The sequence below is a fragment of the Fodinicurvata sediminis DSM 21159 genome, assembly GCF_000420625.1.
In the GTDB taxonomy this organism is placed as follows: Bacteria; Pseudomonadota; Alphaproteobacteria; order Kiloniellales; family DSM-21159; genus Fodinicurvata; species Fodinicurvata sediminis.
Map to the genome: position 1 here is coordinate 182,508 of NZ_ATVH01000011.1, position 21,171 is coordinate 203,678.

21 protein-coding genes and 1 tRNA gene are annotated in these 21,171 nt (G+C 55.8%); 10 read left to right on the forward strand and 12 right to left on the reverse strand.

The window, feature by feature from the left end:
* Positions 1-28 precede the first annotated feature (28 nt).
* The 7 genes from G502_RS0102110 (at position 29) to G502_RS0102140 (ending at position 6,391) form a co-directional block, all read left to right on the forward strand.
* Complete coding sequence (locus tag G502_RS0102110) at positions 29-880, forward strand: D-amino-acid transaminase (protein ID WP_022727007.1); 852 nt, start codon at positions 29-31, stop codon at positions 878-880.
* Positions 881-883: 3 nt separating this feature from the next.
* Complete coding sequence (locus G502_RS0102115; protein WP_022727008.1) at positions 884-1,537, forward strand: HAD family hydrolase; 654 nt, start codon at positions 884-886, stop codon at positions 1,535-1,537.
* 158 nt (positions 1,538-1,695) lie between these two features.
* Positions 1,696-1,962, forward strand: coding sequence for an RNA chaperone Hfq (gene hfq / locus G502_RS0102120; protein ID WP_022727009.1), 267 nt, complete (start codon positions 1,696-1,698; stop codon positions 1,960-1,962).
* Between the two features lie 114 nt (positions 1,963-2,076).
* Positions 2,077-3,306 (forward strand): GTPase HflX, encoded by a 1,230-nt coding sequence (gene hflX / locus G502_RS0102125; RefSeq protein WP_081649681.1) that lies wholly within the window; start codon positions 2,077-2,079, stop codon positions 3,304-3,306.
* A 155-nt stretch (positions 3,307-3,461) separates the two neighbouring features.
* Positions 3,462-3,749 carry a co-chaperone GroES gene (gene groES, locus G502_RS0102130; RefSeq protein ID WP_022727011.1) on the forward strand — a complete coding sequence of 96 codons (288 nt, stop codon included), beginning with the start codon at positions 3,462-3,464 and terminating at the stop codon, positions 3,747-3,749.
* Between the two features lie 68 nt (positions 3,750-3,817).
* On the forward strand, positions 3,818-5,479 hold the full coding sequence (groL, locus tag G502_RS0102135) for a chaperonin GroEL (RefSeq protein ID WP_022727012.1): 1,662 nt from the start codon (positions 3,818-3,820) through the stop codon (positions 5,477-5,479).
* 93 nt (positions 5,480-5,572) lie between these two features.
* A complete protein-coding gene (locus G502_RS0102140) occupies positions 5,573-6,391 on the forward strand; it encodes an inositol monophosphatase family protein (protein WP_022727013.1) in 819 nt (272 codons plus the stop codon).
* 17 nt (positions 6,392-6,408) lie between these two features.
* Here G502_RS0102140 and G502_RS0102145 read toward each other — a convergent pair whose 3' ends face one another.
* From G502_RS0102145 to G502_RS18255, 12 genes are all read right to left on the reverse strand, one after another.
* Positions 6,409-7,185, reverse strand: a complete 777-nt coding sequence (locus tag G502_RS0102145) for an SDR family NAD(P)-dependent oxidoreductase (RefSeq protein WP_022727014.1) — start codon at positions 7,183-7,185, stop codon at positions 6,409-6,411.
* Positions 7,186-7,239: 54 nt separating this feature from the next.
* On the reverse strand, positions 7,240-8,058 hold the full coding sequence (mazG, locus tag G502_RS0102150) for a nucleoside triphosphate pyrophosphohydrolase (RefSeq protein ID WP_022727015.1): 819 nt from the start codon (positions 8,056-8,058) through the stop codon (positions 7,240-7,242).
* Positions 8,059-8,090: 32 nt separating this feature from the next.
* Complete coding sequence (locus G502_RS18240) at positions 8,091-8,936, reverse strand: trypsin-like serine peptidase (RefSeq protein WP_022727016.1); 846 nt, start codon at positions 8,934-8,936, stop codon at positions 8,091-8,093.
* An 11-nt stretch (positions 8,937-8,947) separates the two neighbouring features.
* On the reverse strand, positions 8,948-9,121 hold the full coding sequence (locus G502_RS22860; protein ID WP_022727017.1) for a DUF1499 domain-containing protein: 174 nt from the start codon (positions 9,119-9,121) through the stop codon (positions 8,948-8,950).
* A 236-nt stretch (positions 9,122-9,357) separates the two neighbouring features.
* Positions 9,358-10,146 (reverse strand): MBL fold metallo-hydrolase, encoded by a 789-nt coding sequence (locus G502_RS0102165; protein ID WP_022727018.1) that lies wholly within the window; start codon positions 10,144-10,146, stop codon positions 9,358-9,360.
* On the reverse strand, positions 10,143-10,943 hold the full coding sequence (locus tag G502_RS0102170) for a TatD family hydrolase (RefSeq protein ID WP_022727019.1): 801 nt from the start codon (positions 10,941-10,943) through the stop codon (positions 10,143-10,145). The genes G502_RS0102165 and G502_RS0102170 overlap by 4 nt, the downstream gene beginning before the upstream one ends.
* 1 nt (position 10,944) lies before the next feature.
* Entirely contained in the window at positions 10,945-12,507 is a 1,563-nt protein-coding gene (gene metG, locus G502_RS0102175) for a methionine--tRNA ligase (protein ID WP_022727020.1), read from the reverse strand.
* Positions 12,508-12,569: 62 nt separating this feature from the next.
* Complete coding sequence (locus G502_RS18250) at positions 12,570-13,697, reverse strand: DNA polymerase III subunit delta' (protein WP_022727021.1); 1,128 nt, start codon at positions 13,695-13,697, stop codon at positions 12,570-12,572.
* A complete protein-coding gene (gene tmk / locus G502_RS0102185; protein ID WP_022727022.1) occupies positions 13,694-14,335 on the reverse strand; it encodes a dTMP kinase in 642 nt (213 codons plus the stop codon). The genes G502_RS18250 and tmk overlap by 4 nt, the downstream gene beginning before the upstream one ends.
* Before the next feature lie 6 nt (positions 14,336-14,341).
* Positions 14,342-15,484, reverse strand: coding sequence for a D-alanyl-D-alanine carboxypeptidase family protein (locus G502_RS0102190; protein ID WP_022727023.1), 1,143 nt, complete (start codon positions 15,482-15,484; stop codon positions 14,342-14,344).
* Between the two features lie 72 nt (positions 15,485-15,556).
* A complete protein-coding gene (locus tag G502_RS0102195; protein WP_026988967.1) occupies positions 15,557-16,495 on the reverse strand; it encodes a septal ring lytic transglycosylase RlpA family protein in 939 nt (312 codons plus the stop codon).
* A gap of 78 nt (positions 16,496-16,573) precedes the next feature.
* A complete protein-coding gene (locus G502_RS18255) occupies positions 16,574-17,716 on the reverse strand; it encodes a lytic murein transglycosylase (RefSeq protein ID WP_022727025.1) in 1,143 nt (380 codons plus the stop codon).
* 297 nt (positions 17,717-18,013) lie between these two features.
* Here G502_RS18255 and G502_RS21250 point away from each other — a divergent pair, with 297 nt between their 5' ends.
* The 3 genes from G502_RS21250 (at position 18,014) to G502_RS0102215 (ending at position 21,165) form a co-directional block, all read left to right on the forward strand.
* The gene (locus G502_RS21250) at positions 18,014-19,786 is read left to right on the forward strand and encodes a sensor histidine kinase (RefSeq protein WP_022727026.1); all 1,773 of its coding nucleotides are present in this window, start codon (positions 18,014-18,016) and stop codon (positions 19,784-19,786) included.
* A gap of 67 nt (positions 19,787-19,853) precedes the next feature.
* A tRNA-Ser gene (locus tag G502_RS0102210) sits at positions 19,854-19,943 on the forward strand.
* A gap of 166 nt (positions 19,944-20,109) precedes the next feature.
* Positions 20,110-21,165, forward strand: a complete 1,056-nt coding sequence (locus G502_RS0102215; RefSeq protein WP_022727027.1) for a type III polyketide synthase — start codon at positions 20,110-20,112, stop codon at positions 21,163-21,165.
* Positions 21,166-21,171 lie beyond the last annotated feature (6 nt).

Genomic DNA, 21,171 nt, shown 5'->3' on the forward strand with positions numbered 1-21,171 from the left:
CAGAAGTTGTATCTGGGATAGAAAAGCCATGCCTCGCACAGCCTATGTCAACGGTCAGTACGTGCCACACAACGATGCCTTCGTGCATATCGAAGATCGTGGCTATCAGTTTGCCGACGGCGTTTACGAAGTGGTGCCCGTCTTATCCGGAAAACTGGTCGATGAGGAGCGCCATCTGGACCGTCTGGAGTATTCGCTCTCGGAGCTGGACATTCCCATGCCCATGAGCCGCCGTGCACTCCAGCTCGTTTGTGCAAAGGTCATCGAGCGCAACCGCCTGACCAATGGTTTCGTTTACATGCAGGTCACACGAGGGGTAGCTCCCAGGGATCACAAGTACCCGAAAAACGTGAAACCTGCGCTCGTCGTGACCGCCAAGCAGACGAAGCCTCAAGGCGCCAAGGTTCTCGAGGAAGGCGTGTCGGTCAAGAGCGTGCCGGATATCCGCTGGCGCCGCCGCGATATCAAGTCGATTTCCCTGCTTCCGAATTGCATGGCGAAGCAGGCTGCCGTTGAAGAAGGGGCGTTCGAGGCCTGGATGGTGGAGGAAGATGGAACGGTAACGGAAGGCTCTTCCACCAATGCCTGGATCGTGACCAAAGACGGTGTCCTCGTTACGCGCAAGGCCAATCATGACATCCTCAACGGCATTACCCGGTTAGGGGTTCTTGATGTGGCAGGGGAAACAGGGGTGAAGTTCGAAGAGCGTCCATTCACGCTTGAAGAGGCCTATGAAGCACGCGAAGCCTTCTTGACGTCCAGCACGAATCACATAACACCCATCACGCGGATAGATGAACGCTCTGTCGCAAACGGCAAGCCCGGTTCCGTGACCTTGAATCTCCGCGAAGCCTATCTGAATCACATCACCAGTGCCTGAGGCATGGCTGGAGATCAGAACCTACCACGGGCGTTGCTCTTTGATTGGGACAATACGCTTGTCGATACGTGGCCGACCATTCACGCTGCACTGCATGTGACCTTTGAAAACTTTGGTCTGCCGCCATGGTCATTGGAGGAAGTGCGACAGAACGTGCGTGTCTCTGCACGTGAGGCATTTCCAGGTCTTTTTGGCGCGCATTCCGATGAAGCGCTGGATGTCTTCTATGATGCCTTCAAGGCGCAGCACCTGGAGCAGCTGACAGCGATAGAAGGTGCAACAGATCTGTTGGCAGATCTTCACGGGCGCGCACTTTACCTGGGTATTGTCAGCAACAAATCAGGCCCCTTGCTGCGTCGTGAAGTCGAGCACCTCGGCTGGTCCCCCTTTTTCTCGAAGGTCATTGGGGCAACGGACGCGGAAAGGGACAAGCCGGCCATCGATCCCGTCCAGATGGCGCTGGAAGGCTCCGGAATCTCTCCGGGAAGGGATGTCTGGTTCATCGGGGACACCGATGTGGATCTGCTTTGCGCCGGGAATGCAGGCTGCATGGGGATTCTCCTGCGCCCGGAGCCTCCGGCCGAGGGAGAATTCCCTCAGGCTGAACCCCACTTTCATGTTTCTGATTACCGCTGTCTATTGGCGCTGCTGGAATAAATCCCTATCTAGGGACTTACGCGGCGATTTCCGGAGGTGTTTCTGCCATATCGCGAATGACCATTATCTGGTAAACGATGCGTTGACAGCGCTGACAGATATAAGCAGCAAACCCCGTGAAAGAAAATCAATTGACCTAAGGAAAGGGGGAAATACCAATGGCCGGCGAGAAGTCCCAGAATGTGCAGGATGTTTTCCTGAACAGCATCCGAAAGAACAAGATTCCGGTCACAGTCTTCCTGGTAAATGGCGTGAAGCTGCAGGGGATCGTTACCTGGTTTGATAACTTCTGTGTGTTGTTGCGCCGCGACGCGCATTCCCAGCTTGTATACAAGCATGCCATCTCAACAATCATGCCGAGCGGCCCACTACAGCTGTTTGAACCAGCTGAAAAGGAAGCCGAGGAAAGCGGCGAGGAAGCCTGACAAGGAACGCGTTTGACAGAAAGGGTACGTAAAGAGGAAAGCGGCCCCGCGAAAGACAGGGTGATTGAGGGTGAAACTTGCCTTGTTGTCCATCCTGTCGAGAAGAAGTCTGGCATGGCGCAGAGCCATGCAGATGCGCGCCTGGAGGAAGCAGTGGGCCTGGCGGCCGCGATCAACCTTCAGGTGGCGCACGCGGAAGTGATTCGTCTGGACAAGCCCAGACCAGCCACGCTGCTGGGCATGGGTGTCATAGAACGACTGCGCGATACAGTGCAGGAAACACACGCCGTTGTCGTCGTTGTCGATTCATCTCTGACCCCTGTCCAGCAGCGCAACCTGGAGCGCGAGCTGGATTGCAAGGTCATCGATAGAACCGGACTGATCCTGGAAATCTTCGGAGCGCGTGCCCGCACGAAGGAAGGGCGACTGCAAGTACAGTTGGCGGCGCTCAATTACCAGCGATCACGCCTTGTACGATCCTGGACACACCTGGAACGGCAAAGGGGTGGGGCCGGTTTCATGGGCGGGCCTGGCGAGCGCCAGATCGAACTCGATCGGCGTATGCTGGATGAGCAAATCGTTCGCTTGAAGAAAGCGCTCCAGCAGGTGCGCCGTACGCGATCGCTGCACCGTTCTGCACGTCAGCGCGTTCCCTATCCGGTGATTGCGCTTGTCGGCTATACAAATGCCGGGAAATCGACGCTTTTCAATCGATTGGCCTCGGCTGAAGTCAAAGCGGAAGATCAGTTGTTCGCCACGCTTGACCCCACCATGCGTGGAATACAACTGCCATCCGGGCTGGAGGCCATACTGTCGGATACGGTTGGCTTCATAACCGACTTGCCGACCGATCTTGTCGCGGCATTCCGGGCCACGCTGGAAGAAGTGGTGGCTGCTGATGTCATTCTGCATGTGCGTGATGTCTCCCACCCTGAAACGGAATTACATAAGCAGAGTGTCCTTCAGGTGCTGCACGACCTGGGGGTTACTGGAGAGGATGCCCCAGACGCCAAGCCCCTGATCGAGGTTTTCAACAAGATCGACCTGTTGGACCAGGAGCAACGCGAAAGCTGGCAAGCCCTGGCCGATCGTGGGCCTGGCCAAGTCATGGTCTCGGCCGTGACGGGGGAGGGCACAGATTTTCTTCAGGAAATTATAGAACAAAGGTTGCGTGAGCAGGATGAGCTCTTATCTCTCGCAATAGATCTGAAGGACGGTGCGACCTTGGCTTGGTGCTATGAGCATGGGAGGGTCGTGTCCCGTCATGATGACGAAAGCAAAGCACATATCCGCGTGTCACTTGATCCGGCAAACGCTGCTCGCCTGAAGGCCTACAGGGCCTGACACAAGGGGTTTCTAAAGTCTTCTGTGACGGTTGACTCACCCTTGGGTCTGAATAGTATGCCGGATTTGTTAGCACTCTATGCGGATGAGTGCTTAAAGCTTTCATTCATTAGGTAACCGTCGTCACCACAAATCCTTAACGAGGAGAAAAGCAGATGAAATTTCGGCCGCTGCATGACCGCGTCGTCGTCGAGCCGCTAGACCAGGAAGAGAAAACCGTAGGCGGGATCATTATTCCCGATACGGCGAAGGAAAAGCCGATGCAGGGCAAGGTAGTCGCGGTCGGGCCTGGTGCCCGTGGCGATGACGGCAAGGCTGTCCCGCTTGATGTCAAGGAAGGCGATACCGTGCTCTATGGCAAATGGTCCGGTACGGAAGTCAAGGTTGACGGCAAGGATGTGCTGATCATGCGGGAAAACGACATCATGGGCGTCATGAGCTGACCGCCCACCCGAAGAATCGCATCCAACACAGATAATCAGTACCAACAAGTCTCAAGGAGAAACCGAGAATGGCAGCCAAAGATCTGAAATTCGGCGGTGATGCACGTCAGCGCATGATGCGCGGCGTTGATACCCTGGCCGATGCGGTCAAGGTGACCCTTGGCCCGAAGGGCCGTAATGTGGTCCTCGACAAGTCCTTCGGCTCACCGCGCAGCACCAAGGACGGTGTTTCCGTGGCCAAGGAAATCGAACTTTCCGACAAGTTCGAGAACATGGGCGCCCAGCTGGTCCGTGAGGTCGCCAGCAAGACCAACGACACGGCCGGTGACGGTACCACGACAGCGACAGTCCTGGCGCAATCGATCCTGCGTGAAGGTTCCAAGGCCGTGGCCGCGGGCATGAATCCAATGGACCTGAAGCGTGGCATTGACGAGGCCGTGAAGGCCGTTGTCGAAAGCCTGCGCAAGCAGTCCAACAAGATTTCCGCCTCCAGCGAGATTGCCCAGGTTGGCACCATATCGGCTAACGGCGACAAGGAAATCGGCGACATGATCGCCGAGGCCATGCAGAAGGTTGGCAACGAAGGCGTCATCACGGTCGAGGAAGCCAAGTCGCTCGAGACCGAGCTCGAGGTCGTCGAGGGCATGCAGTTTGATCGCGGCTATCTCTCGCCCTATTTCGTCACCAACTCCGAGAAGATGTTCTGCGAGCTGGAGAACCCCTACATTCTCATTCTGGAGAAGAAGCTCTCCAACTTGCAGGCCATGCTTCCGATCCTCGAATCGGTGGTTCAGTCCAGCCGACCGCTGCTGATCATTGCCGAGGACGTCGAGGGCGAAGCCCTGGCCACTCTGGTGGTCAACAAGCTGCGCGGCGGCCTAAAGGTCGCGGCCGTCAAGGCACCGGGCTTTGGCGATCGTCGCAAGGCCATGCTCGAAGACATCGCCGTCCTGACCGACGGACAGGTTGTCTCCGAGGATGTGGGCATCAAGCTCGAGAACGTGAACCTGGACATGCTGGGCAGCGCCAAGCGCGTGTCCATCACCAAGGACGAAACCACCATCGTCGATGGTGTCGGCAAGAAGAAGCAGATCGAAGCCCGCGTCAATCAGATCAAGGCGCAGATCGAGGAAACATCTTCGGACTACGACCGTGAAAAGCTGCAGGAACGCCTGGCGAAGCTGGCCGGAGGCGTTGCCGTGATCCGCGTCGGCGGTGCTACGGAAACCGAGGTGAAGGAGAAGAAGGATCGCGTCGACGACGCCCTGCACGCCACGCGCGCAGCCGTCGAAGAAGGCATTGTCCCGGGTGGCGGTGTCGCGCTTCTTCACTCCACAAAGGCCCTCGACAAGGTCAAGGTGGCCAACGATGACCAGAAGGTCGGCGTGGACATCGTCCGCAAGGCCCTGCAGGGTCCGGTTCGTCAGATTGCCGAGAACGCCGGCGTTGATGGCGCCGTGGTCGCCGGGAAGCTTCTTGAAAGCAAGGATCAGAACTACGGTTTCGATGCCTACAAGGGTGAATACACCGACCTGGTGAAGGCCGGCATCATCGACCCGACCAAGGTCGTGCGCACGGCCCTGCAGGATGCAGCTTCCATCGCTGGCCTGATGGTCACAACCGAAGCCATGATTGCCGAGAAGCCGGAATCCAAGGATAACAGCGGCGGTGCCGCTGCCGGCGGTGCTCCCGGAATGGGCGGCATGGGTGACATGGGCATGGGCTTCTAAGCCTTTTCTCACAGCACCCGTTGGTTATGCAGAGCCGCAGGAGTTATCCTGCGGCTCTGTTTCTTTTGGACAGCTCACACGAAAACGGTTCTTATGTCTCTTTCCGATCCAGACAAGGTAACGACACTCGTGCGGCAGGCGGCTGCAGAGTTGATCCTGCCCAGGTTTCGCAAGCTTCGGGAGGAGGATATTCGTGAAAAGGTGAAAGGCGACCTGGTGACGATTGCCGATGAGGAAGTGGAGGATTTCCTCTCCGATCGGCTGGTCTCGCTCTTGCCAGGCTCGGTCGTGGTCGGAGAAGAGGCAACGGAGCGAAAACCGGAGGGTTTGGACGAGCTGTCTACTCAGAAGCCTGTCTGGATCATCGACCCTGTTGATGGCACGTCGAACTTCGCCCGGGGCAATGAGTGCTTTGCCGTGATGGTTGCGCTTGCCGATCAGGGAGCTTTGCAGTCCTCTTGGATTTATGCACCGGTCCAGGATGTCCTGCTGCAGGCACAGGCTGGCAAGGGGGCCTGGATCAATGGGATGCAGCTCCCAGCCCTGAAGCCAGTTTCAAACCCCCAGAATTTGATTGGAAGTCTGCACTTCGGACACCATGGAAATGCGGAATTGCGCCGGCGTTTTGAAAGAAACCGCGCGAAACTGAAAACCCTGAAAAGCCTGCGGTGTGCTGGCCATGAGTATATCAGGCTGGCGAAGGGCAATAGCAGTTTTTCCCTTTTCACCAGAACAAAGCCTTGGGATCATGCGCCTGGCGTCCTAGTCTACCAAGAACTGGGCGGGCATGCCCGGCACCTGCCGACTGGAAAGGCCTATGATATCGGCGAAACCGACCCGGGCCCACTTCTGCTGGCTTCGGATCAATCAAGCTGGAACAGTCTGAAAGACAGTCTGCTTTCTTCCGGATAGATACTGTGCATCCAGTGTTATTGGCTGGATGGATAGAGGGCAAAGTTATTGAACGACTGTGCCGTGGGCATGACTTCTATACGGTTGATGTTCATGTGCGGCGGCAGGGTTGCGGACCAGAAGACGGCTTCGGCGATGTCTTCCGCACTGAGCACCTTCAAACCTTCGTATGTGGCTCGAGCCTTATCTTCATCGCCCTTGAAGCGGACTTTCGAGAATTCTGTCTCGGCCATGCCGGGTTCGATGGAGGTAACCCTCAGGTCCGTTCCCCCAAGATCCGCGCGCAAAGTCAGCGAGAAATGATTGGCAAAGGCCTTGGTTGCAGCATAGACATTTCCTCGAGGGGCTGGGTAATTCCCTGCAACGGAGCCGATGTTTATGATATGTCCTTCGTTGCGTTCGGTCATTCCGGGCAGCAAGGCGTGTGTGATCTGCAACAAGCCTGTAACGTTTGTTTCCACCATTGTCTGCCAGTTCTTCAACTCTGCGTCCTGGGCAGATTCTCCGCCCTGTGCAAGGCCGGCATTGTTGACCAGCAGATTGATGCGGAAGAATTCCTGGGGCAGGGCTGTAACGGCAGCCTGCACCGAGGCTTCATCGCGAACATCGAGGGGCAGGGCGCAGGCCTGGTCACCAAGCTCCTCCTTCAGGGAATCGAGGCGCTCCTGCCGGCGTCCCGTGATGACGACTTTGGCGCCTTCAGCCACCAAGCGGCGTGCAATTGCCTCTCCAAAGCCGGCTGTGGCGCCAGTAATGAAGGCAACGAGATTCCGGGCGTTATGTCTTTGATACATTCTTCGCTATCCATACAGATGATTTGGATGTGCTCGAGCTTGTCGAGGGTGACTTCAGGACTGTTTCTTTATGTTTTGCCAGGCCGCTTCCATGGTACCGAGGGGGGTCTCCCAAAGATCGACGCCTTGTGATTCCAGAAGAGCAGCCATTGCAAGAAAACGTTTCTGGAATTTCGCAGTGGCTCGATTCAGCGTGCTTTCCGGATCGACTTTCAGATGTCGTGCCAGATTGACGACAGAAAACAGCAAATCGCCTGCCTCTTCTTCGATACGCTCTCTTGAGGAATCACAAGAAATTTCATCCTTAAGTTCATGACATTCCTCTATTATCTTATCAAGAACTGGTTGAAGTTCTGGCCAGTCAAAACCGGTGCGAGCTGCGCGCGATTGCACTTTCCGGGCACGAACAAGGGCCGGTAAGGCCTTTGGAATATCATCGAAGAGTTCCAGTTGCCCCTTCTCCTGTCGTTCAGCAGCTTTCATCGCTTCCCAGTTTTGATCCAAGGAAGGGGAATTGCCCATGCCGTTTTCCTCTGGGCTGAAAACATGGGGGTGACGCGCAAGCATCTTGTCCGCAATCGTTCTCGCAACATCGTCGAATGTGAAGTGATCGGTTTCTTCGGCCATGCGCGCATGAAACACCACCTGGAACAGCAGATCGCCCAGTTCCTCTTTCAGGGCGATCATATCGTTGTTTTCTATGGCCTCGATCACCTCATAGGTTTCTTCGAGTGTATAGGGGGCGATGGTCTTGAATGTCTGCTGCAGATCCCAGGGACATCCAGTATCGGGATTCCGTAGTTCTGCCATGACTTGAAGAAGCCGCTCTATGTTCGACTTATGACACGAATAGGGGGGTGAGTTGCGGTTCACGTGAACACCTTTCTTCCAGTCATGGCGGTCATTCAGGGCAACAGCCCCCTGGCACTCAACTCTTCACTGAAATTGAGGGAAGGGACCGCAACGCCATAACTCTGGTTTCCATACTGGCGCACCGCCACGCTGACACCCAGGATCCTGTAATCGCCCTCCTGCGACTTCAACAAAAGGGCAGAACCGGAATCTCCGCGAGTCGCGTCGCAGTTATGAAGGAGGATACGTCCACTCTCGGCCGTGCCTTCAACGGAACATCCACTATGAGCGGCGAGGAGATGGGCTCGGTCCTGACTGTATCCGGCTCTCAGAATGGACGGATTTGCCGGCAGCCGAAGGTTCTGTCCTTCACGCGTGAATTCGTGAAAAGACAATGGGCGAAGCGGGATGTCTTCTCGCAGCTCTATTAGTGCCCAATCATTGGAAAGCGTATCTCCGTCCGAGTTTCCATACTGGAAACCGTCCGCAAGGTGAATGCGATTTGCCTTGGAGTGGGCGACATAATTATCTCTCTTGTAGCCGGCGACGAAATGAACCTCTTCCGGTGCCAATGGACGACCGTTCCTGGAATCGAACATGCAATGTGCGGCCGTCAGCACATGACGCGGGGCTACCAGGGTACCTGTGCAAAAGCCGCCAACGGTTCGATTGACACGCCCTATGGACGTCCAGGGCCAAGCCGAGCTGTCGATTGGAACACGATTATCGCTGCCTATGATTCCGGGTAGTGAAAGGCTGTCTTGCGCAGAAGTGCTTTGGAATTGCGTGCTGCACAGAACGAGGAGCATAACGAAGAGGGGCATTCTCATGTCGAGATAAACGCTGCGCATGCCATCATATATTTTTCGCATAATGTATATTATGGAAAATACTTTCATCACAGTTTTCCTTAGGCTAGTGCCCTGTGCAGTTCGGACAACCAGTTGCGCACGCGCCTTCGGTTAACTCCGAAATCATAGTGTCCAGTAACGGAACGGCTGAAGATCACAAGACTGCATGAGACGGGATTCTCATTCACCTGCACATTCCAGACCTGGATAATATCCTTGAAGCCGAACAACATGGTTCTCTGTTCGTAAACGTCGGCTTCGTCATTGCTGTTGGCGCTATATAAACAGAGTGTCCGTGGCTTTCCGAGAACGATGGTCCTGAAACTGTCCCGAAGCGTATGGGCATCAAGTCCGTAGGTTGGAACAGTGCTACCCCTGATATCTTCCCGAAGTCCTTGAGGACCTGCAAAGTGCCAGTTCGGACTGGATGGCGGCTCCAGTGCCTCAATGTCGTTGAGCGCTCCAGCTGTCACCCGTCACACTGAAGAACCATGCCGTCATAGGCTGGCTCCACTCCCTCGGGACAAAGCTGTTTCACGCGCTCATAATCCATCGTGTGATTCATGTGGGTCAGTACGGCCTGTCGTGGCCGTATCTGCCTGATCCATTCCAGTGTCTTTTCGAAATGGGCATGGGTTGGATGCGGTTCCTGGCGCAGGCTGTCAACAATCCAGACATCGATACCTTTCAGTTTTTCCAGTTCTTTATCCTGGAAATCTACCACATCGGTGGAATAGGCAAACTTGCCGATTCGAAAGCCCGTCGTCTCGATATTTCCGTGTGACTGCCGGATTGCCGTGATCGGGATTCCTTCTGCCTCGAACTCACCGTAGTCAAAGACTCTGTCCGAAAGCATTGCCGGGTAAAGACGGCTATTTGTGTGTGTGGATTCAAAAGCGTAGGAGAATTTTGGTGTCAGGCTTTCATGTGTGTCACGTGACATGTAGGCCGGGATAGGATGTTCCCGACCATAGGCGAAGGCCCGCAGGTCATCGAGGCCATGTGTGTGATCGGCATGATCATGCGTGAAGAGCACCATGTCGATCCGTTGAACGCCTTCACTGAGTACCTGGGCACGGAGATCGGGCGCCGTATCGATCAATATGCCCGTCCCCTGCCCGGTTTCGAGATGCACCGAACAGCGGCGGCGCCTGTTCCGGGGATTGTCCGGGCTGCAGGAACGCCAATCCCCTCCTGGCTTGCCAGTCGCCAGAGGGACGCCACCTGAGCCGCCACACCCAAGAATCTTCACCTTCATGCGGAAGGACTGGCCTCTCTGGTAGATGCCTTACTGAAGAGGCAATCGAAATTCTCGGTGGTGCGCCTTGCCAAGTCTTCGGGTGTCATATCCTTGATTTCAGCGAGTTTCTCCGCCGTGTGAACCACATAGGAAGGTTCATTTCTCTTTCCGCGTTTGGGAATCGGTGCCAGGAAAGGCGAATCCGTTTCGACAAGAAGACTGTCTATGGGAACATTGCGAACAGTCTCACGCAGATTCTCCGCTTTCTTGAAGGTCACGATACCGGCAAGGGAGATATAGAAGCCAATATCCAATGCAGCTTCTGCAAGCGCAGGTCCAGCCGTAAAGCAGTGAATCACACCGGGAAAGGCACCGGCCTTGTGCTCTTCGCGCAGGATGGCGATTGTATCGTCATCTGCATCGCGGGCATGGACGATCAAGGGCAAGCCGCTTTCACGTGCAGCTGCGATGTGGGCGCGAAAGGATACCTGTTGTGCCTTGCGCGGGCTGTTTTCGTAGTAGTAGTCCAGTCCTGTTTCGCCAATTCCGACCACCTTGGGATCGTCTGTTAACGCAAGCAGGCGATCGGCATGTTCTACGCCCTCTTGGCCGGCTTCATGGGGATGAACACCAACCGAGCAGTAGATACCGGGATAGCGCCGTGCGATCCCAAGTACCCGGTCAAACTCGGAAAGCTTCGTACAGATGGTTACCAGGCGCTCGACACCATTTGCATGCGCACGGGCAACGATATCGTCCAGCGCTGCGCCATCGTGTTCCAGGTAATCCAAGTGGCAATGTGAATCTACAAGCATATCAGGTTGTTTTCTGGCTTTCTTCAGAATCAACATAACGCGGAAAGATGCCTTCCGGTTTGGGCAGCACTTCCCCTGGCTGCAGGCTTGCTTCCATGTAAGCAAAGCTGCGTTGCTCTCCAGAGACATTCAACTGATCCAGGAGACGGCTCATGGCATCCGGCATGACGGGCTGGATCATCAGTCCCAGTCGGCGAATTGTATCCGCAAGCACGTAGAGCACGGTTCCCATGCGCTCAGGATCGGTCTTGCGCAGCACCCAGGGAGCTTGCTCGTCAACGTATCGATTGGCATCACCCACGATTTGCCATATGGCCTCGAGACCTCGGTGGAAGGTTTGTTGCGAAAATTCCTGCCGGACCGTCTGCAGGACACCAGCCGCCTTGTCCAATAAGATACGATCTGACGATTGATATTCACCGGGGGTCGGCACGGACGCATCGCAATTCTTGTGGATCATGGACAGGACACGCTGCGCCAGGTTTCCGAGATCGTTGGCCAAGTCTCCGTTTAGGCGGGCCACCATGGTCTCGTGGCTGATGTAGCCATCAGAGCCAAAAGGAACTTCACGCAACAGGTAATAGCGCACGGGATCCAGGCCATAACGCTCGACCATATCCTGTGGCCGCAGGACATTTCCCAGCGATTTTGACATCTTTTCCCCGCGATTCATCAACCAGCCATGTGCGTAGATGCGGCGCGGCAAGGGCAGATCGGCCGCCATCAGGAAAGCCGGCCAGTAAACGGCATGGAAGCGCAGGATATCCTTGCCCACCATATGAACGTCGGCGGGCCAGAATTTCCGGAAGGACTCGCAGTCGGTATCCGGATAACCGACGGCCGTGATGTAGTTGGTCAGGGCATCCAGCCAAACGTAGACCACATGATCGGGATCGTCCGGCACAGTTATTCCCCAGTTGAAGGTCGTCCGGCTTACTGAAAGATCGCGCAAGCCGCCCCTTACGAAGGACATGACTTCATTTCGGCGGCTCTCCGGGCCGATGAAATCAGGGTTCTCTTCATAAAACTTCAGCAGTGGCTCTTGCCAGCGCGACAGACGAAAGAAATAGGAAGGTTCTTCCAGCCATTCGGCTTCTGCGCCTGAAGGCGCGATCATGCGCCCTTCCTCGTCCCGCGTCAGTTCGTCTTCATTGTAGAAGGCCTCATCCCGGACGGCGTACCATCCCGAATAGCTGCCAAGGTAGATGTCGCCGGAGTAGACAAGGGCCTTCCAGATAGCCTGCACGGCTTCCTTGTGGCGGGATTCCGTCGTACGGATAAAATCATCATTCGAATAGTTCATCTGGCGCGCAAGGGCGCGGAAGTTCTCGCTGACATCATCCGTGAACTTCTGGGGTTCCACGCCGGCCTTGCGTGCCGATTTCTCGACCTTCTGGCCATGCTCATCAGTGCCGGTCAGGAAGTGGACCTCTCGTCCATCGAGGCGCATGAAACGGGCCAGGACGTCGCAGGCCAGCGTTGTATAGGCATGCCCGATGTGAGGAACATCGTTCACGTAATAGATAGGTGTAGTGACGTAGTAGCGATCCTGATCACGCGTCATTTCTTCTTGTCGACTCCCGACTGGCTAAAGCACGAACTCAAACGTTCAGCCCAAAACATGTTTCAGGCTGCCATGCCCTGCAGGCGTCCAAAAGCCGTTATGAAAGCCTGCTTGCGATCCAGGCTTGCCTGCTCGGTTTGCTGAAAGAGCTGGGTGAGGTTTTCCCATAGCCTCATCCAGTCCGCAAGTTCGCGTCTCGAGGAAAGGTGCTGCATGATCTCACCTTCCCCTTCCAGGATACCGATAGGCGTACTTCTTGTTGCCCTTAGCCTGACGAGTTGCCCCAGCCACCAGAGCATAAGTTCGCTCATGGTCCGGAACAGGATACCCTGGCTGTCCCTTGCCAGGTTGTCCCCGATCGCGTGAAGCTTGTGGCTATCCAAGGCGGGAAGTTGACCCATCATCTCAACCATCTGGATATAGAGATCGGCACCTCCAGCCTGATTCAGGTCGAGGGCGCGACCGATACTGCCTTCGGACAGGTAAGTCAGCAGGATTCGTTCGTCCTTATGCAGATCTGGCAGATGGCGTTCCAGAAGCTGCTCGACAACCGTGGCCTCAAGCGGCGGCAGGGAGAGCTGTCGGCAACGGGAACGAATGGTCGGCAACAGGCGACCGGGGTTATGGCTGATCAGCAGAAGCAGCGTCTTCTCCGGCGGCTCTTCCAGGCTCTTCAGCAAGGCATTCGCCCCTTGCTGCCCAAGTTCGTCTACCGGATCCAGGATGGCGGCGCGCCAACTTCCATTCGTTGCCGTCATGTGCAGGAATGCCCCAAGTTGGCGGACTTCATCCACCGGAATATCACGCTTGATTCGTCCATCCTTGTCCGGACGGCGTTCCAGCACACGAAGGTCGGGGAAACTTCCCGAGGCAATCTGCTTGAACACTGGACTGTCTTCTGGAAACTCCAATCCGGTTGACGCTTGAGCGCCTGGTTCCACGCCCCCTCCAAACAAGCCCGCGTCCTCGGTGTTGTCTTCCTCAAAGAGATACCTGACGACCCTATAGGCAAGGGTTGCCTTGCCGACTCCTCTCGGGCCGGAGATCAACCAGGCATGAGGGAGCCTTCCACTTTCCATGGCTTTGCAAAAGGTATCCTCCGCTGTTTCCTGACCCAACAGAGCGTTCGTGTTGCGTGGATGAAGGGCTTCCGCCTCTTCCTTGTCTGGCGTGCTGCTGCCTTTTTTCATTCTTCAACAAACAGTTCGAACCTGGACAGGACAGCCTGAATCATCTGATCGGAGACCTGCTCAAGTGATTGAGAGCCGTCAAGAACGATGAAGCGCGCCGGATCCTGCTGAGCTCTCTCCAGGAATCCATGGCGCACCCGCTCGTGAAACGCCCGCTCCAGGCTTTCGAAACGGGTTTCCCGATCCTGACGGCTGTGGGCCCGCCTGAGGCCATCTTCGATCGGGAGATCGATCAGAATCGTCAAATCCGGCCGGAATGCTCCCAGCGTAAATGCATGTAGTTGGTCCAGACTGTCCAGGGGCAGCCCGTGACCGTACCCCTGGTAGGCATAAGTGGAATCAAGGAAACGGTCGCAGATGACCCAGGTTCCCTCTTCCATGGCTGGCCAGACAGTCTTGGTTAAGTGATCCCTTCGCGCCGCCAGGACCAGAAGAGCTTCACTGGTGGCATCCCAGCGTCCGGCCAGGCCTTCAACAAGCAGTCGCCTGATTTCCTCGGCTCCTGCACTGCCGCCAGGCTCGCGTGTGCACTTGACGGCCAATCCCAGGCTGTCGAGCTTCTGGCTGAGTGCCTGGATCTGTGTTGACTTGCCTGCACCCTCGCCGCCTTCAATCGATATGAACCGCCCCTGCTCCATAAAATTCTACGGATTTCCAAGGACAAGATATTTCCCCGCGGCAAAGAGGCGCCCAAACAAGCCGGCCTTGTCCACATCCTTTGCGGCAAGCAGCGGTATTTCCTGTTCCGGCATGCCCGGTGCGGACAATATCAGGGTTCCAATCATCTGGCCCTTTTCTATCGGCGCAGGCACAGGGCCTTCATATACGATGCGGGCCTCCAGTTCATCTCGGGCCGCATGCGGCAAGGTTACAACGAGTTCGTCTTCGGCAACCAGGGGGACCGTCGCCTCGGCACCCAGCCATACAGCGGCCTCATCGATAGGCTCGTCCTTCTCCGCCAGATTGAAGTTTTCGAACTCGCGAAATCCCCAGGACAGCAAGCGGCTGGCCTCTTCGGCGCGCTGGTTCACACTGTCCAGGCCAGTCACCACCATGATCAGACGGCGACCATCCTGTACAGCCGAAGCCGTCAGGCCGTAGCCGGCTTCTTCTGTGTGTCCTGTTTTCAGCCCATCCGCACCGATATTCCTGTAAAGCAACGGATTACGGTTTCCCTGACGGATGTCGTTCCAAGTGAACTCCGTTTCCGAATAGATTTCATAGTACTGGGGATATTCCTCGATGATGTGGCTTGCAAGAGTGGCCAAGTCACGTGCTGACATGCGATGATCAGGATGGGGCCACCCGGTTGCATTGGCAAAAGTGCTGTTCTGCAGTCCTATTTCCCGGCCCACTTCGGTCATTTCACGCGCGAAAGCCTCCTCGCTGCCTGAAATGCCTTCGGCGAGAACGATACAGGCGTCATTCCCGGATTGGACGATAACGCCGCGCAGCAAGTCCCGGACCGCGACCTCTTCGCCCACTTCGACGAACATCTTGGAGCCACCTTTCCGCCAGGCCTTTTCACTGACGGGCAGTGTGTCATTCATGGAAAGGCGTCCCTCCTCCAGTCGACCAAAGACCATGTAAGCCGTCATGATCTTGCTCATGGACGCTGGTGGCATCGCCTTGTCAGCCTGCTTTTCGAAAAGGACGCTGCCGGTTTCATGATCCAGGAGAATGGCCTCACGTGCTTCCGTTTCAAACGCCTTTGCCAAGGGCGCAATGACGAATGAAAGCAGAAAGAGTCCGGATATGAGAGCGGTATACCGAGGCAAGGCTGGCATCAATTATTCCTCTTTGGCTTCTGTTCCCATCGGAACGGAAAGCCTACTCACAAAAACAGTCTGAAATGTGACCTACTGAACAACGACGTGGGATTGCTTGTAACCATTGGAAATCAGGTTCTCCAAAAGGCCGTCCGCATCCCCCACCGAAGCGACAGGTCCAATCTGCACGCGATAGAAATCACGGCCATCGACTGAAACGGGCGCTATACGCACGTCCCCGTGGGTCGACAAACGATCTGCCAGGCGTGTGGCGTTGGTGTACTCGGTGAATGAACCTGCCTGAATGTAAAGATCGCTGGAGCTGACAGATTCCTGGGAAACGATTCCATCCGGCTCGGGCGCTTCCTCCTGGTTTGAAGACGAGGAAAGACGCTCAGTGCTGACACGCGACACCGGAGCAGCCGCCACCTGCTGTTTGGTTGGCTGAAGATCCTCAGGCCTATAAACAGCCTGCTGGACAACGGGCTCAGGTGCCTTCTTCCCCTGTGCTGCTGCGGCGAGTTGACGACTTTCATTTTCCAGAACGGTGATGCGAACCTTTGCTGTTCCCTGTTTTTCAAAGCCCAGGAGCTGGGCGCCGCGTTTTGATATGTCGATGATGCGATTATTGGCAAATGGGCCGCGGTCGTTGATTCGCAGCTTGAGGGAGCGCCCGTTCTCAAGGTTGGTCACCCGTACCATACTGGGAAGCGGCAGGGTCGGGTGCGCAGCCGTAAGTGAATTCTGGTCATACTGCTCGCCATTAGCTGTGGCCTTGCCATGAAACCCGGGACCGTACCAGGAGGCAATCCCGGTCTCGTTGTATTCGTAGTCCACCGTCGGGTGATACCAGACACCACTGATCTGATAAGGCTGACCAACCTTGTATGATCCGATTTGCCCGGAACCACCACCGTCTCGAACAGATTTGGCGGTGTGTGCAGCCATCTGGACTTCGGAGCACCCTGCCGCAATCAGCCCGACGGTGCCCAGAACCAGAAAAGCAAGAGGCAAGCGTTTGTATGACATCCTCGAAATCCCCCGATTCACCTCTCAGTGGAGGCAGAGTAAGTACATTCTTGCATAGAATACACCAAACCGATCACTTCATTCCTCAGAGCGGATTTGCCGCAATAGCTTCCTGCTGGGAAAGGCATCTGCGGGTATGTCACGGCTTTTCTGGTATTCCCGAATTGCATTGCGGGTCATGGGCCCGACCTTGCCATCCGCAGGCCCAGCATTGAAGCCAAGCCGTCCAAGCCGAGACTGTATTTCTTCCACCTGATCAACGCTCAGGCGCACATCCTCCTGGGGGGCAGATACAGTCAGGTCTGGCCCACCAACCAGCTTGTCTGCCAGGTAGCCCACGGCAACAGCATATAGGATGGAGCGGTTCCATTGAAGGATACGCGTATAATTGTGATAGACGAGAAAGGCTGGGCCATCGCTTCCCGCCGGCAGAATCACGGCAGCCTCACGATTATCGACCGGCAAGGTTGCCCCATCGGCTCCGCGTAGCCCAATAGCTTTCCATTCGTCGATCGTCTTTAGTGTTTCGGGCATGGTTTCTATGGAAACCAGAGACCAGTCGAAATCTGCTGGAAGACGAACCTCCTGCCCCCAGGTTTCGTCACCACGCCAACCTATGGAGCTCAGGAAGTTGGCGGCCGAAGCGAAAACATCCGGCATGCTGCCCCAGATGTCCCGTCGACTGTCGCCATCCGCATCCGTAGCGTAGGCTGTATAGGTGGAAGGCATGAATTGCAGGTGCCCCATGGCTCCGGCCCAGGATCCTTCCATGCGCTCGGGGCTGATGTCCCCGGAATCCAGAATTTTCAAGGCATGCATGAGTTCTTCGCGGAAGAACGCACTGCGACGCTCGTCATAAGCAAGGGTTGCCAGGGCGGAAATGACCGGAAAATTGCCGAATGTCCCGCCATAGTTGGTTTCCAGGCCCCAGAATGCCACCAGGAAACGTGGCTGTACGCCATAGCGTTGCTCGACTCTCTGTAACAGTGGGCGGTGTTGCTGCAGGAGTTCGCGTCCTTGTTCGATACGTCGGTCATTCACGGCATTGGACATGTATCGCCAGAAACTCAGAGTGAACTCCGGCTGGCTGCGGTCAAGCTCTATCACTCTGTCCAATGGACGGACACGCTCGAAAGCCCGATCAAAGGTGTTCGGGGAAATGCCCTCATCCAACGCCTGGTCGCGCAGTTCGGCGACCCACTCCTTGAATGAGGGATCCATAGCGGTTGCGAGTGACGACGTACTTGTTGACGTTGCCGCTGTCTGGCCCCGTGACTGTTCATCAACGGCAGACGCACTGCAGCCTCCCCCAACCATGGCAAGGAAGGAAAACAAAATAAGTGGTCGCAACTGCGGAACAAGATTGATCATGGAACCCCTGCCTGAATGAACTGCCCCTTCTTAGTGCCATGAAAGCTGGATTCCTGGCAACGCTGCATTCGCTGAAACTGCGGTATTCTCAGTGATAAACCTTGATTTAGGTAAGGATTGATAAGTTTTTTGCGTTAAAGTCTGGGCATGATCGTTTCGCACAACCGCAAGCGGGGGCTACTGTGGCTCTCCGCCTTTTCACTTTTTATCCTCGGCACGGCCTTGTCCTTCTTCATTGGGGGCCGGGTTGAAGAAGCCGTTGAACAACAGTGGAAATCCAGGGCGGATAGAGAAGCTTCTCGGCTTGTGGCACTGGTGGATCAGACCCTGATACAAGCGGAAAGCTTTCTCATAGCCACCTCTTCACTGTTCAATGCTTCAGATGACGTTACGATTGCAGAGTTCGCGAGGCTTGAGCACAGCTTGAACCGTGGCGAATTGGCGTATGGCTTTGATAATCTTGCCTTTGCCGAGATCGTCACTTTGGGGGCGCGGCGTGAACTGGAAGAGAAACTGGGTTTCGAGCTTATTTCCTTCCTGAATCCAGCCAAAGGCGCCCCGCGCAAACGACAGCATGCCGTTATCACTATGACGACGGGCATTCCCAGCATCTTTCTGCGTGGTACCGATCTGGCCAGCGAGGAGCATGTGCGCAGTGCCATCTATCAGGCATTGAGCGGAAAAGGCGAAGCCGTGATGAGCCGCATTTTTCGCCATAGCGAGCGCTGGTGGAGCATCATGACTCTACCTGTTCAGAACGGAGGCGCGGAGGGCGTTCTGGTTGGCCTGCTGGATATCTCGAACCTGTTCGATAACCTCAAGAATGCAGCACCGGAAGGGCTGGATTTCAGGCTGGAGCAGCGGGGCAATGCACAGGGAACATCCGTTCAAAACAATCTGCTCGAGGGGCCGGAGGCGCCACCTCAGGATACAATCGCAACTTTCGATTACGGGTTGGTTCATGGGCAAGCCAGTTTGCGCTTTCGCTGGGATATGCTGCCCGAATTCGAAAAACAGGTACGCGAAGAACTCGGTTGGGTTATTTCTGCTACAGGATCCCTGCTCAGCCTTCTTATCTCTCTCTTGATCGGCGTACTTCTACAGCAGAATGCCCTGATCCGGGCACGCGTGGCTGAGCGGACTACAGAACTGGCGCAGGCCAGGGATGTGGCTGAGCGCGCCAACCGCAGCAAGACGGAATTCCTTGCGACCATGAGCCATGAACTGCGTACACCGCTGAACGCCATTATCGGTTTTTCCGAGTTGCTGCGTAACGAAACGTTCGGAGCTCTGGGCAATGCGCGCTATCGGGAATATGCGGCGGACATAAATGACAGCGGCCAGCATCTGCTGGCCTTGATCAATGATGTCCTGGATGTGGCGAAAGCTGAATCAGGAAAGATTGAGCTTGATCATGCACCGGTAGATCTCGAACGCCTGATACGGGCTGTGGTGCGATTGATGTCGGACCGAGCACAAAGTGGCGGCGTTGATCTAACTGTTCAGATTGAGGATTCATTGCCCCTGATCGATGGTGACGTGCTGCGTCTGCGTCAGGTCATCCTGAACCTGCTGTCCAACGCGATCAAATTTACCGAGGCCGAAGGGCGGGTCGAAGTTGGCGCCTATCGGCAGGCTAACGGAGATCTTTGTCTCTATGTTCAGGATACGGGAGTTGGTATGGAACCGGCGGAGGTCGAAGATGCCCTCGCCCCCTTTACCCAGCTGGACAGTTCACTGAGCCGCAAATTTGAAGGCACAGGTCTTGGCTTGCCCCTGGCGCAGAAGCTCGTCGAGCTGCATGATGGTGAACTGAAGATCGATACGACCCCGGGCAAAGGGACCATTGTAAGCATCTTACTGCCCAACTCTCGTATCATGCAGTTTGCCGACGAAGCCGCAGCAAAACGTACAGGATAGGAAACATCTTTCCTCACCGTTCGATACTCTTGTCGAACTGGGGTGAGCTGCTTAGAAAGGTGGTGCCGGAGGGGTGGCAGAGTGGTCGATTGCACCGGTCTTGAAAACCGGCAGGGGTGAACGCCCCTCGTGGGTTCGAATCCCACCCCCTCCGCCACTTGCCTGAGGTCCGTTCTGGACAGATGGTTTACATTTGATACCCGAGACATGGGTTACACATATTCGCCGAGGCATTCTGGGCACTCCCAAGTCACCTGATGCGTAAACCATGTGATCAGAATAGACTGTCAGCTATCTGCCGATAAGCTCAGGGGCCCTTCGGAATGGTTGATATTGCCCTGATAGGGCTTGGCACGGCCCTGCCCCAGCACCGGCTGTTGCAATCCGACGCCTTCACTCTGGCGCGCGACATTTTTGAAAACCGATTCCCAGACTTCGATCGTTTTTCACCGGTGTTTGCCAATGCGGGGATTGATAGCCGGCCGATCGCGATGCCGCTCGACTGGTATCTTGAATCGCATGGGTGGGATGAGCGGAATGCAGCCTACGTCAATGTTGCAAGCCAGCTTTTCGCTCAGGCTGCCAGCAACGCCTTGGCAGCCGCGGACATCACGGCTGCTGATGTTGATGCCATCATAACGGTGAGTTCGACAGGGATATCCACTCCGACACTGGAAGCACAGGTTGCTGTCGAACTCGGATTCAGGCCAGACGTCCTTCGAATACCCGTTTTCGGACTGGGGTGTGCAGGAGGCCTCAGCGGTTTGTCGCTAGGCGTTCAATTGGCTCGTGCCAATCCTGGTGGATGCATTCTGGTCGTTGCCGTAGAACTCTGCACACTGTCATTTCGCAAGGACACACTGACCAAGGCAAACATTGTTGCCACAGCCCTTTTCTCAGATGGCGCGGCCGCTGCAGTGCTCACTGAAGCGCGGCCGGATGACCGGCACATCGTGGGGTCAGGGTGTCATTACACATGGCCTGAGACGCTTCATATCATGGGCTGGGACGTCACTAGCGAAGGACTTGAAGTTGTGTTTGATCGCGACATTCCGTCGTTCGTACGGAATCAATTTTCCTACGTTTTGCATAACTCCCTGGATCGATTGTCTTTGACACGCCAGGACATTGCTCGCTTCGGCTTCCACCCTGGTGGGATGAAAGTGCTGAAGGCACTGGAGGCTGCGCTTAGCATCGAGCCGGGTTCGCTTGATCTTGAGCGCGACGTACTTCGCGACCATGGAAACATGTCCGCGCCGACTGTCTTGTTCGTCCTCGATCGCTTGTTGGCAAAACCTTCGAGTGCCGGCCTCAACCTGATGTCAGCACTGGGGCCTGGATTCAGCGCTGTTACCGTCCCCGTCACCGTCCGGTCCTGAGAGGCC

What these genes read in the sequence shown, in the direction of transcription:
- G502_RS0102145 (WP_022727014.1), bottom strand. Translation starts at nt 7,185, where the DNA reads ATGTATCAAAGACATAACGCCCGGAATCTCGTTGCCTTCATTACTGGC.
- G502_RS0102190 (WP_022727023.1), bottom strand. Translation starts at nt 15,484, where the DNA reads ATGCCAGCCTTGCCTCGGTATACCGCTCTCATATCCGGACTCTTTCTG.
- hfq (WP_022727009.1), top strand. Translation starts at nt 1,696, where the DNA reads ATGGCCGGCGAGAAGTCCCAGAATGTGCAGGATGTTTTCCTGAACAGC.
- groL (WP_022727012.1), top strand. Translation starts at nt 3,818, where the DNA reads ATGGCAGCCAAAGATCTGAAATTCGGCGGTGATGCACGTCAGCGCATG.
- G502_RS21250 (WP_022727026.1), top strand. Translation starts at nt 18,014, where the DNA reads ATGATCGTTTCGCACAACCGCAAGCGGGGGCTACTGTGGCTCTCCGCC.
- groES (WP_022727011.1), top strand. Translation starts at nt 3,462, where the DNA reads ATGAAATTTCGGCCGCTGCATGACCGCGTCGTCGTCGAGCCGCTAGAC.
- G502_RS0102170 (WP_022727019.1), bottom strand. Translation starts at nt 10,943, where the DNA reads ATGCTTGTAGATTCACATTGCCACTTGGATTACCTGGAACACGATGGC.
- G502_RS0102140 (WP_022727013.1), top strand. Translation starts at nt 5,573, where the DNA reads ATGTCTCTTTCCGATCCAGACAAGGTAACGACACTCGTGCGGCAGGCG.
- G502_RS18240 (WP_022727016.1), bottom strand. Translation starts at nt 8,936, where the DNA reads ATGAAAGTATTTTCCATAATATACATTATGCGAAAAATATATGATGGC.
- G502_RS0102165 (WP_022727018.1), bottom strand. Translation starts at nt 10,146, where the DNA reads ATGAAGGTGAAGATTCTTGGGTGTGGCGGCTCAGGTGGCGTCCCTCTG.
- tmk (WP_022727022.1), bottom strand. Translation starts at nt 14,335, where the DNA reads ATGGAGCAGGGGCGGTTCATATCGATTGAAGGCGGCGAGGGTGCAGGC.
- G502_RS0102110 (WP_022727007.1), top strand. Translation starts at nt 29, where the DNA reads ATGCCTCGCACAGCCTATGTCAACGGTCAGTACGTGCCACACAACGAT.
- G502_RS0102115 (WP_022727008.1), top strand. Translation starts at nt 884, where the DNA reads ATGGCTGGAGATCAGAACCTACCACGGGCGTTGCTCTTTGATTGGGAC.
- G502_RS0102215 (WP_022727027.1), top strand. Translation starts at nt 20,110, where the DNA reads ATGGTTGATATTGCCCTGATAGGGCTTGGCACGGCCCTGCCCCAGCAC.
- metG (WP_022727020.1), bottom strand. Translation starts at nt 12,507, where the DNA reads ATGACGCGTGATCAGGATCGCTACTACGTCACTACACCTATCTATTAC.
- G502_RS18255 (WP_022727025.1), bottom strand. Translation starts at nt 17,716, where the DNA reads ATGGATCCCTCATTCAAGGAGTGGGTCGCCGAACTGCGCGACCAGGCG.
- hflX (WP_081649681.1), top strand. Translation starts at nt 2,077, where the DNA reads ATGGCGCAGAGCCATGCAGATGCGCGCCTGGAGGAAGCAGTGGGCCTG.
- G502_RS0102195 (WP_026988967.1), bottom strand. Translation starts at nt 16,495, where the DNA reads ATGTCATACAAACGCTTGCCTCTTGCTTTTCTGGTTCTGGGCACCGTC.
- G502_RS18250 (WP_022727021.1), bottom strand. Translation starts at nt 13,697, where the DNA reads ATGAAAAAAGGCAGCAGCACGCCAGACAAGGAAGAGGCGGAAGCCCTT.
- G502_RS22860 (WP_022727017.1), bottom strand. Translation starts at nt 9,121, where the DNA reads ATGTTGTTCGGCTTCAAGGATATTATCCAGGTCTGGAATGTGCAGGTG.